Source organism: Micromonospora sp. CPCC 205546, assembly GCF_036902715.1.
In the GTDB taxonomy this organism is placed as follows: Bacteria; Actinomycetota; Actinomycetes; order Mycobacteriales; family Micromonosporaceae; genus Micromonospora.
Map to the genome: position 1 here is coordinate 1 of NZ_JBAKHL010000072.1, position 23,005 is coordinate 23,005.

Genomic DNA, 23,005 nt, shown 5'->3' on the forward strand with positions numbered 1-23,005 from the left:
GCCCGCCGCCCGCCTGAGCCCGCCGCCCGCCTGAGCCCGCCGCCCGTCGTGGCGCGATCGCGGCGCCCGCGCCGACGGCGGACCGGCCGCGCCGGGCCGGTCCCGGGTCCGGGTCAGTCGGCGGGGCGGCGCAGCACGGTGACGGCGAAGTCGGCGTCGTCGCGCCACGGGCGCAGATCCCACGTCGCGAAGCGGTGCTCCAGCCGCAGGCCGGCGGCCACCGCGTCGCCGTCGAAGCCGGTCAGCGGGTAGCCCCGGTCGGTGCCGAACCCGACCGCCAGCACGCCGTCGGGGCGCAGGTGGGCCGTGACGCGGCGCAGCACCTCCCGCTCGGTGCCGGGCGCGACGAAGGCCAGCACGTTTCCGGCGACGACCGCCGCGTCGAAGGGCTCCGGCTCCCCGGCCGCCGCGAGATCCAGCTCGGCGAGGTCGGCGACGAGCCAACGGGGGCCGGGGTGGTCGGTGCCGGCGGCCTCGATCAGGGCCGGGTCGGCGTCCACGCCGACCACGCTGTGGCCCCGGGCGGCCAGTGCCGCGCCCACCCGGCCGGTGCCGCAGCCGGCGTCGAGGATCCGGGACCCGGGCGCGACCAGCGCGTCCAGCAGCCGGGCCTCGCCGGCCAGGTCGGCTCCCTCGGCGGCCAGCCGGCGGAACCGGTCGATGTACCACTGCGAGTGCTCTGGACCGGTTTCGGTCTCCCAGCGGGTCGGGTTTCCCATGCCGTCACCGTAGCCGGGGCCCCGGTGCTCCGGCGGCGGCGGGGCGGGCGGAGGCCTCCGCCGGCGACACGGTGCCCGCCTGCCCCGGCGGGCGTCGCCGCGTGCGCGTTCCGCCCTACGGTACGTTCCGTGAGCCGCGACCTGCCGCGCCGGATCTCGACGGAGCATGGCGGAGATCCGCCCGACGTGCGTCTCTACGGTGGGCTCGGGACGGCGGTACAGTGCGCGCGTCCGATACCACCGAGGCATTTTGATGCCACACAGGTATCAGCATTCGCAGGTTCACCAGCTTCGCGTGCCTTACGGATCGATGACCCAGTGGTTGGTACGGAAGAGGCGTCCGGCGAACTCCGTCTGCTCCTCGGCGACGAAGGTGAAGCCGACCGATCGGCAGATGGCGTTCGACGCGGCATTCGTCGTGGCGGGGAAGGCGTGGACGAGGCCCCATCGGCCGTCTTGCCCGGCGAGGTCGAGCACCGCGCGGACGGCTCTGCCCCCCAGGCCCCTGCCCTGGAACTCCGGCACGACCATCCAGCCGATCTCGGCGACGCCCCCGTGGGAGAACAACGTCACCGTCCCGGCCACCTCCGTGCCGCCGTCAGGGATGATCATTGTGATCCAGGCGCTACCGTCGCGGACGGTCTCGAGGTCACGCCGGAGCTGGGCGGACACCCGCTCATGCGGCTGCGGGCCGCCCAGCTCCGCCATCACCGCCGGATCGCAGCGTAGGCGTACGTAGGCGTCGAGGTCGCCCGGCTGCACGTCGCGCAGCATCATCCCGACGGCGGGCGGGGCAGCCGCGGGCGGGACGTCCGGGAACGCGTCGGGGGAGGTATCCATCCGGCACATCCTCCGTCGGCACCCACCGCGCGGCTACCCCGCCGCCGCCTCAGCCCTTCTCCGCGCCGCTGGTGAGCCCCTCGGTGAGCAGGCGTTCGCTGGCGAAGAAGAGGATCACGATGGGCAGGGTGAGGATCACCGAGCCGGCCATCAGCACCGTCTTCGGCACCTCCACGCCGTCGGCGAGCTGCGCCAGGCCCAGGGACACCGTCCACCGGTGCGGCTTGTCGACCAGGAACAGCAGGGCGAACAGGAACTCGTTCCAGGCGATCATGAAGTCGTAAAGGGCGACGGCCATGATGGACGGCGCCGCGAGAGGGAGGCTGACCCGGCGGATGATGCCGAGCCGCCCGGCGCCGTCGATGGCCGCCGACTCCTCCAGGCTGACCGGGATGGTCTCGAAGTAGTTGCGCAGCATGTAGACCGAGACCGGCAGCGTCTGCGAGATGTAGACGAGCACCAGCCCGAACAGCGAGCCGCGCAGCCCGGCCCGGGTGAAGACCACGAAGAGCGGGATCGCGATGACGATCGACGGGAACAGGTAGACCGCCAGGAAGAGGAAGTCGACCTGCCGCCGGCCGAAGAACCGCAGCCGGGCGACCGCGTACGCGCCGGGGATCGCCACCGCCAGCGTCAGCAGCGTCGCCGCGACGGCGACCAGACCGCTGTTGCGCATGAAGGTGAGGAAACCCTGGCCGCCGTCGTCGACGGCCCTGACCACCTCGGCGTACGTGTCGAAGGTCAGCTCGCCCAGGCCCACCACCAGCGAGCCGGGGTCGAGCAGCAGGCGCTCGATGGGGCGCACCGAGAGCACCAGCATGTAGTAGAAGGGGAAGACGGTGACCAGCAGGAACGCCGCGATCACCAGCCGGCGCAGCCAGCGCAGGCCCACCGTCTCGATCCGGTCCCGGTCCATCAGCCGTCCCTCCGTCCGCCGAAGAAGCGCAGGTACACCACCACGAACACGATGAGCACCACGGCGAGCACGACAGCCTGCGCCGCCGCGGCGCCGATGTCCGTACGCGCGGTCAGGAACTCGTAGACGCGGACGCTGACCACCTCGGTGCCGGCGGCCCCGCCCGTGAGCAGGTAGACGTCGTCGAACTTGTTGAACGTCATGATGAACCGCAGCACCCCCAGCAGGCCGATCACCGGCAGCAGCTGCGGCAGCAGGATGTGCCGGAACCGCTGGCTGGGCGTGGCCCCGTCGACCCGGGCCGCCTCCTCCAACTCCCCGGGGACGGCCTGCAGCCGGGCGAGCAGGAACAGGAAGGCGAAGGGGAAGTAGCGCCACGCCTCGAAGGCGACGACCGTGGCCAGGGCGGTCGACTCCTGGGACAGGAACGGCACCGGGGTGTCCCAGCCGAGGAACCGCCGGCCCCAGTCGTTGACGATGCCGAGCTGGGGGTCGAGCATCACCTGCCAGACGAAGGTGACCGCGACCACCGGCGCCACGTACGGCAGCAGCATCGACGCGCGCACCAGGGTGCGGCCCCGGAACGGCCGGCGTACGACCAGCGCCGCCACCAGGCCGAGCACGATCGAGCCGGCGGTGCTGGCCACGGCGTAGACCAGCGTGGTCCACAACGTGTCGGCGAACCCGGGGGTGTTCAGCACCCGCTCGACGTTGTCCATCGTGAACTCGCCGAACAGCCCGGTGCGGCGCAGCGTCGCCAGGCGTACCCGTTGGAAGGCCAGCACGACGGTCCAGACGATGGGGATGCCGATCACGGCGACCACGACGAGCAGCGTCGGGGCGACCAGCGCGAGCCCGGCGCGGGACTCGCGGCGGCGCAGGGTCAGTGGCCTGCGGCGACGGGCCGGGGCCGGCCGCTCCCGGGCGGGGGCGCGGTCGGTGTCCGGCCCGGCGGTGGTCAATTGACGCCCGCCTTGATCGCCTCCACGTCCTTCTTCGCCCGCCCGGCGGCCGCGGCGGCGTCGGTCTTGCCGCCCACCACGTCGTTGAGGGCCTTGGGCACCGGCAGCTCACCGAGGATCGCGCCGACGAGCTTGCCCTGGCCCTGCGTGAGCCCCCAGCGCTGGAAGGTGTCGGGGCTGCGGCGCAGGCTCGCGAGCACCTCGTCGCCGTAGACCTCGGCGAGCGGCTTCTTCGTGTCGACCCCGGCCTGGCTGGTGTTCCAGGCGGTGAGGAACTTCTCCGGCTCCTGGGCGGTGCCCTTGCGGACGGGGAAGCGCCCCTCGGGGGACATGGCGAACCAGCGCGGGTAGCCGTCGCCGAGCATGTGCTCCACGAAGGACCTCGCCGGGTCGGCGGCGGCGCCGTCGAGCACCGCCCAGGAGCTGATCTCGCCGTACTGGGCGGGTTCGGTGCCGTTCGGGCCCTTGATCGCGGTGACGAAGCCGCTGTTGCGCGCGAGGAACGCCGGGTCGGCCTGGCACTGCGGGCAGGTCGGCCTGGCGTCGTTGCGCAGCCCCGCCAGCTCGTCGAGGATGAACGGCGACCAGACCAGCATGGCCGCCTTGCCGGCGAAGTAGGTGGCCCGGGTGGTGTCGACGTCCTGCGCGCCCTTGACCGAGCTGGTGCGCATCATCTCGCCGTAGAACCGGAACGCCTCGACGCATTCGGGGGAGTCCAGCTTCACGGCCCCGGAGTCGTCGGTGAGCTGGCAGTCGTTGGCCAGCGCGAGGTGCTCGAAGGTCTGCTGGGTGAACACGTCGCCGGGGGCGGTGGCGGCGGTGATGCCCGCGACGCCGCCGGTGTTGAGCCTCGTCGCGGCGGCGGCGATCCTCTCGTACGTGTCGGGGGCGGGCAGCCCGGCGGCGGCGAAGAGGTCCTTGCGGTAGACGAGCAACTGCCCCCAGCCGTCGCTGGGCACGGCGAGCTGCCTGCCGTCGTCCGCCGTCAGTTCGAGCGCCCGCGGCGAGAAGGTCTGCCGGCCGAGTTTCTCGACGACCTCCGCGTTCGCCGAGGGGTGCAGCAGCTCGTTGCCGGCGAGGGTCCGGACGCCGGCGAGCGACACCGAGCCGACGACGTCGGGCAGCTCGCCGGCGGCGGCGCTGGTGGCGATCAGCGAGGGGAACTGGTCCTCGTTGACGGTGACCAGGTCGACGGCGATGCCGGTGCTGGCGGTGAAGTCCGCGACGATCGCCTTGGTGGCGGTGACCCGGTCGGCCACGTCCTCCAGGCTCCACACGGTGATCTTCCTGCTGTTGCTGTCGGATTCTCCGTCGCCGCAGGCCAGCAGGCCGGCCCCGGTGACTGCCATGATCAGGGCTGCGGCGAGTGTCCGCATCGGAGGTGCTGACATCGGTGGCACTCCTCTCGAAGGGTATGGAAGGGATTCAACGCCTTCGATTGATCAATTACAAGACATATGCCGATATTTTGCCTACGATGGAGCCCAGTGCTACCGGGATGTGACTCATGGTCAACTGGGTTGTCTCACTCGCCGGGCCCCGACGGATCAGCCTCGAGCCCTGCCCCCCGGATCCGCTCGGCCTGGGCCAGGTCCGGATCCGCACCCGCTACTCCGGCATCTCGGCCGGCACGGAGCTCACCCTCTACCGGGGCAGCAACCCGCGCCTGAGCAAGGACTGGGACGACGTCAGCCGGATGTTCGTGCCCCGGCAGAGCACCGTGCCGTACCCACTGGTGGGCTTCGGCTACGAGGAGGTCGGCGAGATCGTCGAGGTCGCGCCCGACGTGGCCGACCGGCGGGCCGGACAGGTCGTCTGGGGCATCTGGGGGCACCGCGCCGAGGCGGTCGTGCCCGCCGACACGGTGCATCCCCTGCCCGCCGGGCTGGACCCCCTCGCGGCGGTCTTCGCCCGTCCCGGGGCGATCGCCCTCACGGCGGTGCTCGCCGGCGACCTGCACCTCGGCGACTGGGTCGCGGTCTTCGGGCAGGGCGTCATCGGGCTGCTCGCCACCCGGCTCGCCGTCCTCTCCGGCGCGCGGGTGGTCGCCGTCGACCGGGTGCCCGCCCGGCTGGCGCACGCCGATCGCCTCGGCGCCCGGATCGTCGTCGACGCCGGCGCCGAGTCGGCCGCGACGGTGCTGCGCCGGGCCACCGGCGGCCGGGGCGCGGACGTCTGCCTGGAGCTGTCCGGGGCGTACCCGGCGCTGCACGAGGCGATCCGCTCCGCCGCCCACGCCGGCCGCGTCGTGGCCGCCGGCTTCTACCAGGGACAGGCCGACGGGCTCGGCCTGGGTGAGGAGTTCCACCACAACCGGATCCAGCTGGTGGCGGCCCAGGTCAGCGGGCCGGCCCCGGCACCCGGCATGGCCGGCCGGTGGACCGGGGCGCGCGTCGCACACACCTTCATGGACCTGGTGGCGGAGGGCAGCGTCGACCCGCTGCCGCTGGTGAGCCACGTCGTCGACGCGAGCGCGGTGGCCGACGCGCTGGCGCTGCTCGACCGCGGTGACGCTGACGTCCTCCAAGTGGTGCTGAGGTTCTCATGACGATTCCCCTGGCCTGTCAGGAGCAGCTCCTGCCGGGCACCGACCTGATCCAGAAGTACGCGCTCGCCACCGCGCTCGGCTACGACGCGATCGAGCTGCGCGGCTCCGGCGACCTCGGTCTCGCCCGCCGGCTGCCCGAGCTGCGCCGGGCCCGCGCCGCCGGGGTGGTCATGCCCACCGTCTGCGTGGAGATGGACCACTTCATCGGCGACTTCGACCCCGGGCGCTCCCGCGACGCGGTGCGCAACCTGCGCTCGCAGCTCTCCGTGATGGCCGAGCTCGGCGGCGTGGGCGCGATGACCCCGGCCGCGTGGGGGATGTTCTCCCGGCGGCTGCCGCCGTTCGAGCCGCCCCGCTCGCCCGCGGCCGACCGGCAGGTGCTCGTCGACGCCCTGGGCGAGCTGGGGGAGCACGCCCGCGCCGAGGGGGTCACCCTCTTCCTGGAACCGCTCAACCGGTACGAGGACCACATGGTCAACCGGCTCGACGACGCCGTCGCCCTCTGCGCGGCCGTCGGGCTGCCCTCGGTGCGGGTGGTGGCGGACACCTTCCACATGAACATCGAGGAGGACGACGTGCACCGGGCGCTGCGCGCCGCCGCGCCGTACCTCGGGCACGTGCAGGTCAGCGACTCCAACCGGCTCCAGCCCGGCGCCGGGCACCTCGACTGGCCGGCGCTGGTGCGCACCCTGCTGGAGATCGACTACCGGGGCTGGCTGGCGCTGGAGTGCCGGCTGCGCGGCGACCCCGTACGCGCCCTGCACCAGGCCGCCGCCGTGCTGCGCCACGCCCAGCCCCGGCAGGCGGCGGCATGAGCACCGGCACCGCCGGCGGCCCGCACACCGGCGCCGTCGACGCCGGGGCCCGGGACGTCGGGGCCCTGCGCCGCCTCGCCGTCGCCACCCTCGAGGCCAACTGGGAGCGCGACCACACGGTGCCCTCGCGCACGCTCTACCCGCACCAGTGGAGCTGGGACTCGGCGTTCATCGCGATCGGCTGGTCCCACGCGCGTCCCGAGCGCGCCTGGCGGGAGCTGACCAGCCTGTTCCGGGCCCAGTGGCTCGACGGGCGGGTGCCGCACATCGTGTTCAACCGGGCGCTGCCCGTCGGCTCCTACTTCCCGGGGCCGGAGTTCTGGGACTCGGGCCGCGCCGACGGCGCCCCGGCCGCCGCCACCTCCGGGCTGATCCAGCCGCCCGTGCACGCGTCCGCCGCCTGGCTCGCGTACCGGCGGTCCCCCTCCGAGGCCGGGCGGGCGGCGCTGCGGCGGCTCTACCCCCGGCTGGCAGCCCAGCAGCGCTACCTCGCCACCCGCCGGGACGTCGGCGGGGGCGGGCTGGCCTGCATCGTGCACCCGTGGGAGTCCGGACTGGACAACAGCCCCGCCTGGGACGCCCCGCTGGCGGCCGTGCCCGCCGACGCGGCCGTCATGCGCGCGTACCGCCGGCACGACACCGCGTACGCCGACGCCGCGCACCGCCCCACCGACCTCGACTACGCCCGCTACGTCGCGCTCGTGGCGGCCTACCGCGAGCGCCGCTACCGCGACGACGACCTCGCCGCCCGGCACCCGTTCCTGGTGGAGTGCCCCCTGGTCAACGCCGCGATGGGCGCCGCCGAGCACGCCCTCGCCCGGATCGCGCCCCTGGCCGGCGCCGACCCCGGCCCGCACCGGGAACGCGCCGCGCGGATCACCGAGGCCCTGGTGCGCCGGCTGTACGACCCGGCGACCGGCACCTTCCAGCCCCGGGACCTGCGCGCCGACCGCCTCGTGCCGGCCCGTACGGTGCTCGGCCTGGCCCCGCTGGTCCTGCCCGACCTGCCCGCGCGGCAGGTGTCGGCGCTGCTCGCCGAGGCGTGCTCGCCGCGCTTCGGGCTGGCCGCCCGGATGGACCGGCCGCTGCCCAGCCACGACCGCACCGCGGCGGACTTCGAGCCGTTGCGCTACTGGCGCGGGCCGAGCTGGATGAACGTCAACTGGCTGGTACGCCGGGGGCTGCTGCGCCACGGCCGTCCCGACCTGGCCGCCGGCCTGCGCGAGTCGATGATCGAGCTGGTGGCCCGCTCCGGCTGCCACGAGTACTTCCATCCGGACACCGGGGCCGGGCTCGGCTCGCCGGCCTTCGGCTGGACGGCCGCGCTGCTGCTCGACGTCCTCGCCGACGACCCGCCCGGCTGAGCGGACCCGCCCGGCGGGGTGGCCCGGCGCGCGCCCCCCGGTCAGGCGGCGGGAACCAGCTCGCGCAGCAGCCGCTGCACCCGCGCCCGGATCTCGTCGCGGATCTCCCGGACCGCCGCGACGCCCTTGCCGGCGGGGTCTTCGAGCTGCCAGTCCTCGTAGCGACGGCCGGGGAAGACCGGGCAGGCGTCACCGCAGCCCATCGTGACGATGACGTCGGAGGACTCGGCGGTGGCGTACTCCAGCAGGGTCGGGGTCTGCGCGCTGATGTCGATGCCGACCTCCCGCATCGCCTCGACGGCGGCCGGGTTGACGGTCCCGGCCGGCGCCGAGCCGGCGGAGCGCACGTCGACGGCGTCGCCCGCGAGGTGCCGCAGCCAGCCGGCGGCCATCTGCGAGCGGCCGGCGTTGTGCACGCAGACGAAGAGGACGGTGGGCTTCGCGGTCATGAGGGTGCTCCCTTTCAGCGCGGGACGGAGGCGGTGGGCCGGCCCGGGGCGGGCGACGGGAAGAACCGGCGGCGAGCCCACAGCGAGACGTAGACGAGGGCGACCAGGACCGGCACCTCGATCAGCGGCCCGACCACGCCCGCCAGGGCCTGCCCGGACGTGACGCCGAAGGTGCCGATGGCGACGGCGATCGCGAGTTCGAAGTTGTTGCCGGCGGCGGTGAAGGCCAGCGTCGTGGTGCGCGCGTAGCCGAGGCCGACCGCCCGGCCGAGGGCGTACGACCCGGCCCACATCACCGCGAAGTAGACCAGCAGCGGCAGGGCGATGCGGACCACGTCCAGCGGCCGGTCGGTGATCGCCTCGCCCTGCAGGGCGAACAGGACGACGATGGTGAAGAGCAGCCCGTACAGCGCCGCGGGGCCGATCCTCGGCAGGAACCGCCGCTCGTACCAGTCACGGCCCCGGGCGCGTTCGCCGAGGCGGCGGGTCAGGTAGCCGGCCGCCAGCGGGATGCCGAGGAAGATCAGCACGTTGCCCGCGATGGCCCAGCCCGACACGGCCAGCTCGGCGCCCTGAAGGCCCAGCCAGCCCGGCAGGACCGCGAGGTAGAACCAGCCGAGCACGCCGAACGCGAGCACCTGGAACACCGAGTTGAGCGCGACCAGCACCGCGGCGGCCTCCCGGTCGCCGCAGGCCAGGTCGTTCCAGATGATCACCATGGCGATGCAGCGGGCCAGGCCGACGATGATCAGGCCGGTGCGGTACTCCGGCTGGTCGGCCAGGAAGATCCAGGCCAGGGCGAACATCAGCGCCGGCCCGACGATCCAGTTCAGCACCAGGGAGGAGACCAGCAGCCGCCGGTCGCCGGTGACGGCGTCGAGCCGGTCGTAGCGGACCTTGGCCAGCACCGGGTACATCATGATCAGCAGGCCGAGGGCGATGGGCAGCGAGACGCCGCCGACCCGCACGGCGTCCAGCGCGGCGTCCAGCCCGGGCAGCTGCCGACCGAGCAGGAGACCGGCGGCCATCGCGAGGCCGATCCAGACCGGCAGGAACCGGTCGAGGCGGGACAGGCGTCCCACCACGGCCCTCTCGGTCGGATCGTCGTGGGTGGTGGTGCTCACGGGGCTCCCGTTCGGGTCGTCGGTGTGGGGCCGCACCTGACGGGCGCGGCGGCCGGGTGGTGAGGGCGCGCGGTCATCGCGACGCCCCGGGGGTGACGGCGGGGGCGAGCCGGTCGACCCGGGCCTCGATCTCGGCGTACGCCGCCTCGAACGCCTCGTCGGTGTCGACGCGGACGGGGTCGGGCACCGACCAGTGCAGGCGGGGCCGGGCCGCGCCGGTGAAGCCCTCGTGCGCGTTGTCGCAGACGGCGACGACCAGGTCCTCGGCGCGGACGACGTCGTCGACGTGGGCGGTGCCGACCGGGTCGAGGCGCAGTCCGTGGCGGCGGGCCACCGCCACGGCGCGGGGGTGCACCCGCGGGGCCGGGTGGGTGCCCGCCGACGCGGCCGGGGTGTGCGTGCGCCGCGCCCAGAGGGCGGCGGCGAGCTGGGAGCGGGCCGAGTTGTGGGTGCAGACGAAGACCACCCGGCCCGCCTCGGCCATTGGTGGCGGGGTCAGCGTCGACAGCGCCGCCGGGCACAGTCGCAGGTAGGTGCGGCGCCGGTCGCCCTCGGATCGCGTGCGGGTGACCAGGCCGGCGTCGGTGAGCACCTTGACGTGGTGGGCCACCAGGTTGGTGGGCAGCTCGAGGGTGTGGGCGATCTCGCCGGGGGAGGAGTCGCCCAGCAGCAGCGCGTCCACGATCGCCAGGCGCACCGGGTCGCCGAGGGCGGCGTGCACCCGGGCGCGGGCAGCCAGCGAAGCATCAACATTCATTGACTCAACCTTCGCTGACCTAACTGGGTGGTGTCAAGCGCGGCCGGCGCGACCCACCCCGGACCCGCCACCGCCCCCTGCCGGGTCGATCATGCAGTTGCGGTGGGCGTCATACTCCGAGTTGCGCCTTGTGCGGGGCACCACAACTGCATGATCGACGCAGCCCCGCCGGCCCGCCGGCCCGGGGAGGCCGTTTGCCGGCGCCGGCGGCGGGTATCCGCCGGGCCGGTGACGACAGGAGGCGGCCGTGCGGTTCCCCCTATTCGTCGAGGCGGTGTCCCGCCGCGCCGGCCTGCCCACCGGGCAGGCGGCCACGATCGCCCGCGCCGTGTTGCAGACGATGGTGGAACGCCTCGGCGGCGGTGCGCCCGGTCGTCTCCCCGACGAGCTGGACGGCTACCTCGCGGGCCCCGGCGCCGGCGACGGCCCGGCGAGCGCGCTCGGGCCGGCGGACTTCCTGCGGCGGGTGGGGGAGCGGGCCGGGGTGGACGAGGTCACGGCCCGGGCCGGCACCGGTGCGGTCTTCGCCACGCTGCGGGAGGCGGTCACCGTCGACGAGTTCCGCGACATGGTGGCCCGGCTGCCCCGCGACTTCGACGGCATGACGCAGCCGATTCCCCGGCCGGACGCCTGAGCGGTCGCCGCGTCACCGTCCGCTCACTCCGCGCGGCGGCCCGGCACGCGGATCCTCGCGCCCACCCGCCGCGTCCTATGCTGCTTCCGACGTGAAGGTATAGGCAGATCATGAGGGCCCCCGTGGAACATGGCGGGCGGCCCGCCGGTGTCCCCGCGAGGGCGCCGCACCCCCGGTCGGTCCGGCGCGCGCCGGACCGACCACCACCCGGCTCGGCGCCAGCGGCGCCGCAGCGGTCCCTCCCACGAAAGGCGCGCGGTGACCTGGTTCCTCTCCGCCGGCGACCGGCGCTCGGCGCCGGTCCAACTGTTCTGTCTGCCCTACGCGGGCGGGGGCGCCAGTGTCTTCCGGCGCTGGCAGGACGGGCTCGGCCCCGACGTGGAGGTGCTGCCGGTCCAGCTGCCCGGCCGCGAGAACCGGATCAGCGAGAACCCCGCCTTCCGGGCCGCCGACGTCGCGTACGCCATCGCCGATCGCATCCGCGGCCCGTACGCGATCTACGGCCACTCGATGGGGGGCCGGGTCGCCTTCGAGGTCGTCCGCGAGCTGCGCCGCGCCGGGCGTCCACTGCCGCTGCGGCTCTACGTCGGCGGCGCCCGCGCCCCGCACGTCAACGCGCCGAGCCACTTCGACGGGCTGTCCCGGGTGGACGACGACGAGTTGCTGCGTCGCCTGGAGGCCGGCGGCGGACTGCCGGCCGGGCTGCTGGAGTACCCCGAGCTGGTCGAACTGCTGCTGCCCCTGCTGCGCGCCGACTTCGCCCAGGTGGACAACTACCGGTACACCCCCGAGGAGCCGCTGCCGATGCCGATCGTGGCCTTCAGCGGTCGCGACGACGACACCGTCTACCGGGAGCACAGCGACGGATGGCGGGAGCACACCGCCGCCGGCTTCACCCTGCATGAGATCGACGGAGGGCACTTCTTCCTCAACGAACGGCTGCCCGATCTGCTCGCCGTGATCCGGGCGGACCTCGCCGCGGCCCGGGCAGACGCGACCACGCGCCCCGGCGGGTGAGCCGTTGGAGCGCCGTCCCACCGGGAGCGCATCACCGACCCGGCACCCGTGGCCGCCCGCGACGACAGGAGTGAGAGCATGAGTGACCGCACCGCCACGCTGCCGATGGTCGTCGAGAACGACGGGCGCGAGCTGACCGAGCTGATCGCCGCCCGCCGGACGGAACTGCGCGCGAGCCTCGTGGAGCACGGCGGGCTGTTGTTCCGCGGGTTCGACGTGGGCAGCGTCGAGGGCTTGGACCGGGCGGTGCGGGCGTTCTCCGGCGAGCCGCTGCCCTACACCGAACGGTCGTCGCCCCGGCACGCCATCGCCGGGCGGGTCTACACCTCGACCGACTACCCGCCGGACGAGGAGATCTTCCTGCACAACGAGAACTCCTACCAGGCCCGCTGGCCGCTGACGTTGTTCTTCCACTGCCTCACTCCGCCGCAGACGCGGGGTGCGACCCCGCTCGCCGACGTCCGCCAGGTGTACGACCGAATCGACCCGGCGGTACGCGAGGAGTTCGTCCGCCGCCGCTGGATGCTGGTGCGCAACTTCCACGCCGACTTCGGCACCCCGTGGCAGCACGTGTTCGGCACCGACGACCGTGCCGAGGTCGAGGCGTACGCGGCGGCGAACCGCATCGAGCTGCAGTGGCGCGGCGACGGGCTGCGTACCCGCGCCGTGCGCGACGCGGTGCACCACCGGCCCGGCTCGGACGCGCCGCGCTGGTTCAACCACGCCACGTTCTTCCACGTGAGCACCCTGGGCAGGGACCTCCAGGAGGGGCTGCTGGCGATGTTCGGCACCGAGGGGCTGCCGGCCAACACCTACTACGGCGACGGCGGCGAGATCCCCGCCGACGTCGTGGAGCACCTGCGGGCCGCGTACCGGGCGGCCAGCGTCCGCTTCGACTACCGGCTCGACGACGTGCTGGTCGTGGACAACATGACCGCCGCGCATGGGCGGGAGCCGTTCACCGGCCCCCGCCGGATCGCCGTCGCGATGGCGGAGCCGCACACCCCCTGAGCCCCGGCCGCCGCCCGCCCGCTCAGGCGTCCCCCTGGCGGTCGGCGACGTCGGCCTCCGGCAGCTCCTCCGGCTCGGCGACCCAGGCGGAGAAGACCGGCACCCCCTGCCACGGGCCGGGCGCCCCGCCGCCGGCCCGCTCGTCGGTCGCGACCGCCACCACGGCGTACGGGTGGCCGAAGCGCAGCTCCGCGATGCGGGCCACCCCCTCCGGGGACAGGCTGAGCGTCGCGCCGAAAGCGGTGACGGCCGCCGCCTCGAAGCCGTAGCGGCCGTAGCGGGCCATCGCCGCCTGGGCCGCCTCGAATCCGAGCCCCGGGGCGTCCAGCAGCTCCCCGAACGCCCGCGCGACGGCGGGGGAGCCCAGCCCGGGCGCGGTCAGCTCGTGGCGGCTGCGGGCCGACCAGCAGGGCAGCACCGCCGTCACCCGCTCCTCGCGGCCGTCCGGCGCGGAGGTGCGGGTCGGCTCCTCGCGCAGGGTCCACAGCGGTCCCTCGCCGAGCGGCACGTCGAACAGGGAACGCCGCCGTGCCGGCAGCTCACGCTCGGGCGTGTCGGCGGCGGCCGTCGCCAGCTCGTGGGCCGCCGCGAGGACGTCCCCGGCCGACACGTCGGGTGCCGCCACGACCGAGACCACCAGCAGCCCGGCCGCCCCGTCGGCGCTCCGCGCCGGCTGGGTGGGGGCGACGTGCACGGCGACGGTGCCCGCCCGCGCGGTGTCGGCGATCCAGCAGCGGTGGCCGTGCAGCGGGCTGCGCAGCGCCCGGCGCAGCCCGCCGGCCCAGGCGCTGCCGGGCCCGAGCGCGTCGGCCGGCGCCACCTCGAACGGGGACGCCCACGAGACCCGGGTGGCCAGGGCGCTGGCCAGCACCAGCAGCACGTCCGGCGTGACCGTCAGCGGAAACGCCTCGATGAGGCCGAGCGTGTGTTCGCGGGCCCACCCGTCGAGCCCCGCCTGGTCCGGCAGCGCTCCGGTCGCGGTCGACGCGGGCAGGGTCGCCCGCCACCCGTCGAGCCCGGTCGTCTCGCGCCCCGGCCGGTGCCAGAACGCGGTCGCCGAGGGGACCAGCGGGTGCGGCGCCCCCAGCAGGGCGCCGGCGGCCTCCGCGGCGGCCCGCGCGTCGGTGCCGAGCACCTCCTCCAGCGCCGCGCGGGTCGGGCCGGTGGCGGCCGGCGCGGCGAGTGCCAGCAGCAGCCACGCGCCGAGCGGGGAGGCGACATGGTGCCCGTCGCCGATCACGGCGTGCAGGCGGTCGGCGTAGCGGGCCAGGGGGGTGCGGATGTCGGTCGTCACCGCTTCACTGTGCCCGCTCGGCGGGCCGCCGTCACCACCACGGGCCGCCGTCACCCCGCGTCGGCCGTCGAACCGCGTCGCACCCGCCGGTGCGTACCCGTCGCGGCACGACACGAGCGGGCGACCGCCGCCGCACCCGGTTCTGTCACACGACTGTCATGAGACCGCAGGGTCTCCTCCAACATCGACGCCGAGAGTAATCGCCGGTCGGCGCCGACGTCCGTGGCGGGCCAGTTCCGGTGGAACTCTCTGCGGCCGGCCGGCGACGTCAGCGACGACCGTCCGAGTTCCCGGGCGCCCAAACGGGGCGCGGGACAACCCGAGATGCGGGCCGACCGGCGCGCGGTGCCGCGACGCGGCCTGTGCGCCCGCAGGCCCACGGAGGTCCACACACCATGACCGTGTCCGCCACAGGCCCGGCGACCGACGACGACACCCCGCCGGAGGACGCACCGCCCCGAGCGTCCCGGCTCGCGCAGGGCGTCGACCGTACGGTGCTGGGCGTCGCCGCCGCGGTGACCGTCCTCTTCGTCGTGTGGGGCATCGCGGCCACCGACAACCTGGCCTCGGTCACCGGCACCGCGCTCGACTGGGTGGTCCGGTCGTTCGGCTGGGTGTTCGTGCTGGCCAGCACCGGCTTCGTGGTGCTGTCGGTCTGGCTGGCGCTCAGCCGGTACGGCCGGATCAAGCTCGGCCGCGACGACGACAAGCCCGAGTTCTCCACCGTGTCCTGGGTGGCGATGATGTTCAGCGCCGGAATGGGAATCGGCCTGATGTTCTGGGGCGCCGCCGAGCCACTGTCGCACCTGGCGACCCCGCCGCGCGGCCTCACCGAACCGAACTCCCCGCAGGCCGCCCGGGTCGCCATGGAGTACTCGTTCTTCCACTGGGCGCTGCACCCGTGGGCGATCTACGCCGTGGTGGGCCTGACGATTGCCTACTTCACCTTCCGCAAGGGCCGGCGCGGCCTGATCAGCAGCGCCTTCTTCCCGCTCATCGGCGAGCGCGCCAACCGCGGACCCGGCCGGGCCATCGACATCTTCGCGATCTTCGCGACGCTGTTCGGGTCGGCCGTCTCCCTCGGCCTCGGCGCCCTCCAGATCAACAGTGGTCTGACGAACCTCTGGGACGTGCCCAAGTCGACCCCGCTGGCGATCGGCATCATCGCGGTGCTCACCGTGGCGTTCGTGATCTCCGCCGTCACGGGCGTCAAGCGGGGCATCCAGTTCCTGTCGAACACCAACATGGTGCTCGCGGTGGCGCTGATGTTCTTCCTGCTCGTGGTGGGTCCGACGGTCTTCGTCCTGAACACGCTCACCGCGTCGACCGGCGGCTACCTCTACGACCTCATCCCGATGAGCTTCCGCACCGGCGCCTTCGGCGGCGAGCAGTGGATGGCAGGCTGGACCATCTTCTACTGGGCCTGGTGGATCTCCTGGACCCCGTTCGTCGGCGCCTTCATCGCCCGCATCTCCAAGGGCCGCACCATCCGCCAGTTCATCCTCGGCGTGGTGGCCATCCCGAGCCTCGTCAGCGTCGTGTGGTTCTCGGTGTTCGGCGGCACCGCCATCGACCTGCAACTCGGCGGCACCGACCTGTCGGCCGCGGTGGCGGAGAGCCCGGAGGCGGCGCTCTTCGCGGTCCTGCGGGAGTTCCCCTTCTTCACCGTCACCGCGATCCTGGTCATGGTGCTGGTGGCGCTCTTCTTCGTCAGCGGCGCGGACGCCGCCTCGGTGGTGATGGGCACGCTCTCCTCGCGCGGCAACCTGGAGCCGAAGGCCTGGCTGGTCTCGATGTGGGGCGTCCTGACCGGCCTGGTGGCCGCGGTGCTGCTGCTCGCCGGCGGGCTGTCCGCCCTGCAGTCGCTGACGATCCTGGCCGCGCTGCCGTTCCTGTTCGTGATGGTCGGCATGGTCGTCGGGCTGCTGCGGGAGCTGCGGCGCGAGCCCGACAGCGCCACGATGTCCCCGGAGCTGCGCGCCCTCGTCTCGGCCGCCGCACGGCCGACGGCCGCGGATCCCGACGCCTCCTGAGCACCGGCCCTCTCGACGGCCGGCCCCGAGACCGGGGCCGGCCGCCGCCGGGCGCCCGGACCCCGGTCGCCGGCGGTCGGACGTACGATCGTGGGCGTCCGTCCTCCCGGCGGCGCCGGGTCGACCGAGGAGGTGCGTCGTGACGCGGGTCCCGTCGGCCGCCGTGCCCGTGCCGCGCCTGATCGTGCTCAACGGGCCACCCGGCTGCGGCAAGTCGACGCTGGCCCGCCGGTACGTCGAGGACCACCCGCTCGCGCTCGACCTCGACATCGACCGGATCCGTGACCTCGTCGGGCGGTGGCGGGACCATGCCGGCGCGGCCGGGCTCCTCGCCCGCACCGTCGCCCTGGCGGCGGCCCGGGCACACCTGGCCGGTGGCCACGACGTGATCATCCCTCAGTTCCTCGGCCGCGCCGACTTCATCGTGCAGGCCGAGGGCGTGGCGCGCGACACCGGCGCGACGTTCCACGAGATGGTCCTGCTCGACAGCAGGGAGAACGCGCTGCGGCGCTTCGCCGAGCGCAGCCGTACCTCCACGGATCCGGCGCACCTCGACGCCCAGCGCATGCTCGAGCGCCACGGCGGGGCCGCGGAGCTGGCGGCGATGTACGACCGGCTGCTCGCGGTCGTCGCCACCCGCCCCGCGACCCGGGTGGTGCGCAGCGAGCACGGCAGGGTGGACGAGGCCTACCGGGAACTCCTCGCCTGCCTCACCCGGGGCCAGCCCGACCCCGCCGGACGTCCCTGACGAACACGATCCCGTCGGTGCCGGCCACGTGGGCCGGATCGAGCGGGGCGTAACCGAACCAGGGGGACACCCGGGCGGCGGGCGGCACGGTGGCGAGGGCGTCGGCCAGCCGGCGGGCGTCGACGACGTGACGCTGCTCCGGTAGCGCGTACAGCAGCCCCTCGACGGTGTCCGCAGGCGGGGCGTCCACTCCCCGGTGGCTGATCGTGCCGAGGGCCGTGGCGAGGAAGGCGTACTCCTCGCCCAGGTGGGCGCCGACGATCGCGCCGGCGCTCCACCATCGCAGCAGCGAGCCGCCCATCCGCATCGTGCCCTTGTGCCGTTGGAGGTGGCCGTTGTGCGCGTGCACCAGCGCCGGGCCCCGCGCGGCGATGGCGAGCAGGTTGGCGGCCATCATCGAGTCCCGCAGGGCCAGCAGCCGCGCCAGGCGGCCCGGCGACGTGTCGGCCATCCAGAAGTGGTAGCGCAGCAGTCCGGTGGCGGTGCGACCGTACAGGCGTGCCCGCTCCCAGTCCTGAGGTGCGGACGTCGCGACCAGCTGAGGCGTCTGCGCGTCGAGCAGCGTCACCAGGTCGTCGGCGAGCAGCCGCAGCCGCCTGGCCTCGGGCGTCTGCCCCACGGACCGGGACGGGTCCGTCATCGCGGCGGGATCGGTCCAGCGGTCGTCCGCGCCGAGCAGGCGGTCGAGCGTCTCGGCGTCGCAGGGAAGCAGGTCGGCGTCGGCCCCGGCGGCGAGGTAGGCGTGCAGTGCGCTGAGGGCCTGTCGGGGGCTCGCGGCCCCGGTGATCTCCAGCGGGCCGTCGAAGCCGGCGAAGCGCAGCCGCTGCGCCGCGGGCCGGCCGTCGTTGTACGCGCGCATCCAGCGCACCAGCTCGCGGTTGGCCGGGAGGGCGCCCCACCCGTGGCTGAAGCCGCGCGCCATGACCTCGTCGAGGGTGCCCGCGCCGGACGTGACGTGGTCGTCCACGACCAGGCCCGTCAGGCAGTCGCTCTCGATCGCGATCGTCCGGTAGCCCTCCTGCTCGACGAGCTGCCGGAACAGGTCGTTGCGTACGTCGAGCAGGAGGTCCTCGCCGTGAGTGGGCTCGCCCAGGGCGAGCAGCCGCGGCCGGGTCGGGAGGAGGCCCATGACGGCCGAGGCCTCGACGGGATGGGCGGCGTCTCTGATGCCAGCAGTCATATCCTCAACGGTATCGTTGAACTCCCGGTGGAAACTTCTCCGCGATATTGGCAGGACGATGGGGCGGAACCTTCAAAACAGTGAGCGGCTCAGGCCGGTTGATCTGGCGCGCGCGCACGGGCTGTCCGCGCAGGCGGTCCGGAACTACGAGGCGGCCGGCATCCTGCCGGCCGCCGCACGCACCTCGCACGGCTACCGCACCTACACGCCGCTGCACGCACAGGCGCTGCACGCGTTCCTCGCCCTCGTGCGCGGCCACGGGCACCAGACGGCCACGGCGATCATGCAGGCGGCCAACCGGGATGCGACCGAGGACGCGCTCCGGCTCATCGACGAAAGCCACGCCCAGCTCCTCGACGACCGCCGCACCCTGCGCGCCGTCGAAGCCGCACTCCGCGACCTCGAGCCGGTGCCGCAGGAACGCGGCGACACGTTCGTCGGTCCCCTGTCGAGAAGGCTCGGCATCCGCCCGGCCACCCTGCGCAAGTGGGAACGCGCGGGCGTGGTCCGGCCCCGCCGCGATCCGCAGACGGGCTACCGGATCTACAGCGCGGCCGACGTGCGCGACGCCCGGCTGGCCCACCAGCTCAGACGGGGCGGCTACCTGCTGGAGCAGATCGCCGCGCTGATCGCCCAGGTCCGCTCCGCCGGAGGCGTCGCGCCGCTCGAGTCGATGCTGTCCGACTGGCGCGCCCGCCTCTCGGCCAGGGGCCGCGCGATGCTCACCGGCGCGGCCCTGCTGGACGCCTACCTGGAGTGCCGCCCGGCCCCGCCCGGCGCCGGGCCGGGCACCCGCACCACCGCCTCGTCCGTCACCGGGCCGGCACCGTCGCCGGGTGGCTCCCGCTGACCGTCACCGTCGCCCTTCGGACGGCCGTCGTCCCGCCCGCACCGATCCCTTCCCGGGCCCCCGCCACCGCCAGCGCGCACGGCGGGCCGGTGGGAGGCAGGCCGCACCGATCCCTTCCCGGGCCGCCGCCACCGCCAGCGCGCACGGCGGGTCGGTGGGGAGGCAGGGCGGCAACCGCCCGGCGGACGCGCGGGTGCGGGTGATCGCCCGACGGCCGCCCGGTTCCCGCCGCGCGCTCGCCGACGGCGGGTGTCGACCTCGCTGGTCTGCCGCTCACGAGGCTGACGCGTCCGGGTCGTGGGTCGAGCGGCCCCGACGTGGGCGAGTCCGCCGCGGCGGGGCGGATGCCGGGTCCGACCGTTGCGGGCGTTCGACGCGGGTGGGGTCGCCGCGCACGAGTTCGTCGTGGACGCGCCACCGGGCGGCGACGAGGGCACGCGCTCCGGCCTCGTCGCCGCCCGCGATGCGTTGCCGCAGCAACTGGAGGGCGAGGCGGCGGTTCAGGCTGAACTGCCGCTCGGTGTCGACCACGACGACGATGCCCGAGGGACGGTGGGTCGCCCGCACGGCCGTGCTGGCCTTGTTCCGGTGCTGGCCGCCGGGCCCGCCGGTGCGGCAGGCCACGATGTCGACGTCCGCCTCCGCGAACGTCGTCGCCGGGCTGTCGAGCTGGCACGGTCGGGCGACGACGTACCAGTTCTTCCGGCCGGCGCCCGCCCGGTACGGGCTGGGGGCCTGCCAGCACAGGGTGCCGGTCCACGAGGCGACGAACGCCCCGGCGTCGCCGCCGTCGATCCTGATCAGGGCCGACCGGTGGGTGCCGGGCCGGTCACCGGGCACCGTCTGCACGCGGTGGGTCGTCACGCCCCGGCTGGCGGCGTCGGCCTCCAGGCGGCGCAGCAGCCGGGCCAGTGCCCAGGCGCACTCCTGGGGGCCGCGCCCGGCGGACATGAGCAGGTGCAGGCTCACGACCGGCCCCGCGTGCGGCGCTCGTCGCGGCGGCCGGGGCGGGCGGCGGCCGCCACGTCGGGCGTCTTGTAGGTGACCAGGGGAACCGTGGTGGCCACGGGCGTGGCCAACTCGTGGGCGACGAGGTCGCCGATCACGCGTTCGATGCGCTTGTAGGCGGTCGGTGCCTCCTCGAAGAGCAACTGCCGGTCGCCGCACACCACCAGCGACCCCACGGGGGTGCGCCGCAGTTCCTCGACGGTGTGCTTGGCGCGGCTGCGGCGCAGGGCGTCGGCGCGTGACATCTTGCGGCCCGCCCCGTGGGCCACGGAGTGGTTGGCGTCCGGGCCGGCGTGGGCGGCCACCAGGTAGGAGGGGGTGCCCCGGGTGCCGGCGACGAGCACGTCGCGGCCGTCGCCCGGCGCCGCGCCCTTGCGGTGCAGGTAGACCCCGTCGCGGACCTGGACCAGGTTGTGGCACTGGTCGACGACGGGCTCGGTCGGCTCGGCCCCCAGGGCGTGGGCGACCCGGGCGGCCAGCAGCCGCCGGTTGAGCGCTCCCCACCGTACGGCGTCGTCGTGCGCCGCCAGGTAGGCCGCCGGGTCCGGGGCGGGACCCGCGCCGTGGGCTTCGGTGTGCGCCCGCAGGACGCGTTCGCCCAGCCCCCGGGAGCCGGAGTGGACGACGAGCACGAGGTCGCCGGCGTCGAGCCCGAGGCGACTCGCGTGGCCCGGCTCGAAGACGGTCCCGACGCGCGCCAGCTCGACGAAGTGGTTGCCCCGACCGACCGTGCCGAGTCCCTCGGTGTGACCGGCGGGGATGCCGCCTGTGACGACTGCCCAGGCAGGGTCGTCGGCGTCCCGCTCGGGGTCGAGCGGGTGGTCGAGGTCGGGGAAGCGGGCGGCGAGCCGCTCCGGCACGGCCCGTTTGAGTCTGATCGGGAACACGGCGATGCCGCAGCCGATGTCGGAGCCCACCAGGAACGGGTACAACACGGTCGACGCCATGGCGGCGCCGATGGGGGCACCCTTGCCGGGGTGCAGGTCCGGCATGGCGGCGACGTGGATCATGCCGTCGAGGGCGGCGACCTGCTGGCACTGGGCGAGGGCGTCGGACTCGATCCAGCTCGTGGGGGAGGCGAACACGGCGACGGTGGCCGGGGCGGACCGGGGCAGGGGACGGTGCTTGAACAAGGACGCTCGCTTCTCGCGCATACGGGGATGGACGGACGGCGCCACGGCGCCGGTCGGTGCCGCGCCTGTGGCGATGGATGTTGCCCGTCAGAACGTCATGCCCCATACGATTCCGGAGCCGCCCACGTGCGGCAAGCGGTTATCCGCCGTCCTCAACCGGGGGTGTTCCCGCCCGGTCGAGGTGCCGGAACAGGTGCAGCCGGTGGCCGTCGGGATCCGCGACGGTGAACTGCCGGTATCCCCACTCGGTGTCCCGGGGTGGCTCGACGACGGTCACGTCCCGTCGGGCGTACGTGGCGTGCAGCGCGTCGGGATCCGTGACCATGACGAAGCACTCCGCCGGGGTGAAATCGCCCGGACAACGCCGAAGGTAGATGTTGACCGCGGCGTCCTCGCCCCGGAACACCGAGGCGAACTCCTCGCCCGTCCGACCGCCGAGGGTGAAGCCCAGCGTGTCGACGTAGCAGCGGACCGACGCCGACACGTCGCGTACGGGCAGCGTCGGAACGACCTTGTGGAATGCGACGTCGGTGTCGGCCATCGGGGCTCCTCGGTGGGCGGGGTCAGGGGGCGGGCAGGGCGCCGAGGCGGTGCAGCAGCTGCCGGCCCAGCGGCAGGCGCTTGTCGGCGTCGCCGTCGGCGCGGATGTCCACGTTGAGCGCGAAGCAGTAGAGCCGGTCGCCGCGCTCGACCCAGCCGACCCACCAGCCGACGCCCGGGTCGGTGGCGTCCGTCTGGCCGGTCTTGCCGTGCAGGGCGTACCCGGCGGTGCGTTCCAGGCGCAGGATGTCCCGGACGGTCGCCTGGTGTCCCCGGTCGGCCGGCAGCTCGCCCCGGGCCAACCGGGCCAGCCACCGGGCCTGCTCGACGGCCGAGATCTCCAGCGGCCCGTCCAGCCAGAACCGGTCCACCGCCGACCCGACCTGGCCGTTGCCGTAGCCGAGCCGGCGCAGCCACTCGCGCTCCCGGTCCGGCCCGATGCGGCGGGCCAGTTCCTGGAACACCGGCACGTTGGAGACCCGGACTGCGTCGCGCAGCCCCATGTCCCGCTCCCAGGCGGCGACGCGCTGCGGCCGGCCGCCGTACGGGACCTTCTCCCGCTCGTCGCGCACCACTCCGGTCTCCAGCGCGATCAGACTGTGCGGGATCTTGAACGTCGAGGCGGGGACGAGCCGGCGTGCGGCCCGCTCCCGGTCGACCGTGACGACGCGTCCGGCCGTCACGTCGTACAGCACGAAGGTGCCCCGCAGCCCGGCTTGCCGGAACAGGCCCGCCAGGTCCTCGCGGGCCTCCACCGTCGGCGCGGCCGCCGTAAGGGACGGACCCGTGCCGGCGGTGGCGGACGCGGCGTCGGCCGGCGGGGGTTCCGGACGCCCACTCGGGGTACAGCCGCTGATCAGCAGGAGCAGGGCGAGCGCCGCCGCGCCGGTGCCCCGAAGCCGGCAGCGGGCGTGCGGCCGGGGCGGGTCGACGGCCGCCGGCCCCGCGGCCGGGCCCCGCGCGCGCGTCTCGAAGAGCACCTGCCCCACCCCCGCCCGTGCCGGCACCGACCCTCAGTCAAGCACGTGCCGGGTGGGTGCGGCGCCGCCCGGGCCCGCGCGGC

23 protein-coding genes are annotated in these 23,005 nt (G+C 74.5%); 9 read left to right on the forward strand and 14 right to left on the reverse strand.

Features of this window, described 5'->3' with window-relative positions:
• Positions 1–113 precede the first annotated feature (113 nt).
• The 5 genes from V6U77_RS24945 to V6U77_RS24965 form a co-directional block, all read right to left on the reverse strand.
• Positions 114–719 (reverse strand): class I SAM-dependent methyltransferase, encoded by a 606-nt coding sequence (locus V6U77_RS24945; protein WP_334609119.1) that lies wholly within the window; start codon positions 717–719, stop codon positions 114–116.
• Positions 720–1,019: 300 nt separating this feature from the next.
• Positions 1,020–1,559, reverse strand: coding sequence for a GNAT family N-acetyltransferase (locus V6U77_RS24950; protein ID WP_334609120.1), 540 nt, complete (start codon positions 1,557–1,559; stop codon positions 1,020–1,022).
• 49 nt (positions 1,560–1,608) lie between these two features.
• The gene (locus tag V6U77_RS24955; RefSeq protein WP_334609121.1) at positions 1,609–2,475 is read right to left on the reverse strand and encodes a carbohydrate ABC transporter permease; all 867 of its coding nucleotides are present in this window, start codon (positions 2,473–2,475) and stop codon (positions 1,609–1,611) included.
• A complete protein-coding gene (locus V6U77_RS24960) occupies positions 2,475–3,437 on the reverse strand; it encodes a carbohydrate ABC transporter permease (protein WP_334609122.1) in 963 nt (320 codons plus the stop codon). The genes V6U77_RS24955 and V6U77_RS24960 overlap by 1 nt, the downstream gene beginning before the upstream one ends.
• On the reverse strand, positions 3,434–4,828 hold the full coding sequence (locus tag V6U77_RS24965) for an ABC transporter substrate-binding protein (RefSeq protein ID WP_334609123.1): 1,395 nt from the start codon (positions 4,826–4,828) through the stop codon (positions 3,434–3,436). Before V6U77_RS24965 ends, V6U77_RS24960 begins: the two co-directional genes overlap by 4 nt.
• Before the next feature lie 116 nt (positions 4,829–4,944).
• Here V6U77_RS24965 and V6U77_RS24970 point away from each other — a divergent pair, with 116 nt between their 5' ends.
• The 3 genes from V6U77_RS24970 to V6U77_RS24980 are packed head-to-tail and all read left to right on the forward strand — an operon-like array spanning position 4,945 to position 8,164.
• A complete protein-coding gene (locus V6U77_RS24970; protein ID WP_334609124.1) occupies positions 4,945–5,985 on the forward strand; it encodes a zinc-dependent alcohol dehydrogenase in 1,041 nt (346 codons plus the stop codon).
• The gene (locus tag V6U77_RS24975; protein ID WP_334609125.1) at positions 5,982–6,800 is read left to right on the forward strand and encodes a sugar phosphate isomerase/epimerase family protein; all 819 of its coding nucleotides are present in this window, start codon (positions 5,982–5,984) and stop codon (positions 6,798–6,800) included. The genes V6U77_RS24970 and V6U77_RS24975 overlap by 4 nt, the downstream gene beginning before the upstream one ends.
• Positions 6,797–8,164, forward strand: a complete 1,368-nt coding sequence (locus tag V6U77_RS24980) for an MGH1-like glycoside hydrolase domain-containing protein (protein WP_334609126.1) — start codon at positions 6,797–6,799, stop codon at positions 8,162–8,164. Before V6U77_RS24975 ends, V6U77_RS24980 begins: the two co-directional genes overlap by 4 nt.
• A 41-nt stretch (positions 8,165–8,205) precedes the next feature.
• On the opposite strand, the gene V6U77_RS24985 is transcribed toward V6U77_RS24980, so the two are convergent.
• From V6U77_RS24985 to V6U77_RS24995, 3 genes are all read right to left on the reverse strand, one after another.
• Positions 8,206–8,613, reverse strand: a complete 408-nt coding sequence (locus V6U77_RS24985) for an arsenate reductase ArsC (RefSeq protein ID WP_334609127.1) — start codon at positions 8,611–8,613, stop codon at positions 8,206–8,208.
• Positions 8,614–8,627: 14 nt separating this feature from the next.
• Positions 8,628–9,737 (reverse strand): ACR3 family arsenite efflux transporter, encoded by a 1,110-nt coding sequence (gene arsB, locus V6U77_RS24990; RefSeq protein WP_334609128.1) that lies wholly within the window; start codon positions 9,735–9,737, stop codon positions 8,628–8,630.
• Between the two features lie 73 nt (positions 9,738–9,810).
• Entirely contained in the window at positions 9,811–10,494 is a 684-nt protein-coding gene (locus tag V6U77_RS24995; protein WP_334609129.1) for an arsenate reductase/protein-tyrosine-phosphatase family protein, read from the reverse strand.
• 247 nt (positions 10,495–10,741) lie between these two features.
• Between V6U77_RS24995 and V6U77_RS25000 the strand changes: the two genes are divergently transcribed.
• The 3 genes from V6U77_RS25000 to V6U77_RS25010 all read left to right on the forward strand — a co-directional run bounded on the left by V6U77_RS25000 (position 10,742) and on the right by V6U77_RS25010 (position 13,156).
• Positions 10,742–11,128 carry a DUF2267 domain-containing protein gene (locus tag V6U77_RS25000; RefSeq protein ID WP_334609130.1) on the forward strand — a complete coding sequence of 129 codons (387 nt, stop codon included), beginning with the start codon at positions 10,742–10,744 and terminating at the stop codon, positions 11,126–11,128.
• Between the two features lie 258 nt (positions 11,129–11,386).
• On the forward strand, positions 11,387–12,145 hold the full coding sequence (locus V6U77_RS25005) for a thioesterase II family protein (protein WP_334609132.1): 759 nt from the start codon (positions 11,387–11,389) through the stop codon (positions 12,143–12,145).
• 78 nt (positions 12,146–12,223) lie between these two features.
• Positions 12,224–13,156: a TauD/TfdA family dioxygenase gene (locus V6U77_RS25010; RefSeq protein WP_442934504.1), complete on the forward strand. Its 933-nt coding sequence runs from the start codon at positions 12,224–12,226 to the stop codon at positions 13,154–13,156.
• Between the two features lie 22 nt (positions 13,157–13,178).
• Here the strand turns inward: V6U77_RS25010 and V6U77_RS25015 are convergent, their stop codons facing one another.
• Positions 13,179–14,450: a hypothetical protein gene (locus V6U77_RS25015; RefSeq protein WP_334609133.1), complete on the reverse strand. Its 1,272-nt coding sequence runs from the start codon at positions 14,448–14,450 to the stop codon at positions 13,179–13,181.
• Positions 14,451–14,845: 395 nt separating this feature from the next.
• Between V6U77_RS25015 and V6U77_RS25020 the strand changes: the two genes are divergently transcribed.
• Both V6U77_RS25020 and V6U77_RS25025 read left to right on the forward strand, forming a co-directional pair.
• Entirely contained in the window at positions 14,846–16,483 is a 1,638-nt protein-coding gene (locus V6U77_RS25020) for a BCCT family transporter (RefSeq protein WP_334609134.1), read from the forward strand.
• Between the two features lie 139 nt (positions 16,484–16,622).
• Entirely contained in the window at positions 16,623–17,231 is a 609-nt protein-coding gene (locus tag V6U77_RS25025; RefSeq protein ID WP_334609135.1) for an AAA family ATPase, read from the forward strand.
• Here V6U77_RS25025 and V6U77_RS25030 read toward each other — a convergent pair.
• Positions 17,194–18,411 carry an erythromycin esterase family protein gene (locus V6U77_RS25030; protein WP_334609137.1) on the reverse strand — a complete coding sequence of 406 codons (1,218 nt, stop codon included), beginning with the start codon at positions 18,409–18,411 and terminating at the stop codon, positions 17,194–17,196. The genes V6U77_RS25025 and V6U77_RS25030 overlap by 38 nt on opposite strands.
• Before the next feature lie 58 nt (positions 18,412–18,469).
• Here V6U77_RS25030 and V6U77_RS25035 point away from each other — a divergent pair, with 58 nt between their 5' ends.
• On the forward strand, positions 18,470–19,261 hold the full coding sequence (locus V6U77_RS25035) for a TioE family transcriptional regulator (RefSeq protein WP_334609138.1): 792 nt from the start codon (positions 18,470–18,472) through the stop codon (positions 19,259–19,261).
• A 273-nt stretch (positions 19,262–19,534) separates the two neighbouring features.
• Here V6U77_RS25035 and prfH read toward each other — a convergent pair whose 3' ends face one another.
• The 4 genes from prfH to blaOXA all read right to left on the reverse strand — a co-directional run bounded on the left by prfH (position 19,535) and on the right by blaOXA (position 22,922).
• Positions 19,535–20,230, reverse strand: a complete 696-nt coding sequence (gene prfH / locus V6U77_RS25040; protein ID WP_334609140.1) for a peptide chain release factor H — start codon at positions 20,228–20,230, stop codon at positions 19,535–19,537.
• Positions 20,227–21,423: an RNA ligase RtcB family protein gene (locus tag V6U77_RS25045; protein WP_334609141.1), complete on the reverse strand. Its 1,197-nt coding sequence runs from the start codon at positions 21,421–21,423 to the stop codon at positions 20,227–20,229. The genes prfH and V6U77_RS25045 overlap by 4 nt, the downstream gene beginning before the upstream one ends.
• Positions 21,424–21,541: 118 nt before the next feature.
• Positions 21,542–21,943 carry a glyoxalase superfamily protein gene (locus tag V6U77_RS25050; RefSeq protein WP_334609142.1) on the reverse strand — a complete coding sequence of 134 codons (402 nt, stop codon included), beginning with the start codon at positions 21,941–21,943 and terminating at the stop codon, positions 21,542–21,544.
• A 22-nt stretch (positions 21,944–21,965) separates the two neighbouring features.
• Positions 21,966–22,922 (reverse strand): class D beta-lactamase, encoded by a 957-nt coding sequence (gene blaOXA, locus V6U77_RS25055; RefSeq protein ID WP_334609144.1) that lies wholly within the window; start codon positions 22,920–22,922, stop codon positions 21,966–21,968.
• Between the last annotated feature and the right edge of the window lie 83 nt (positions 22,923–23,005).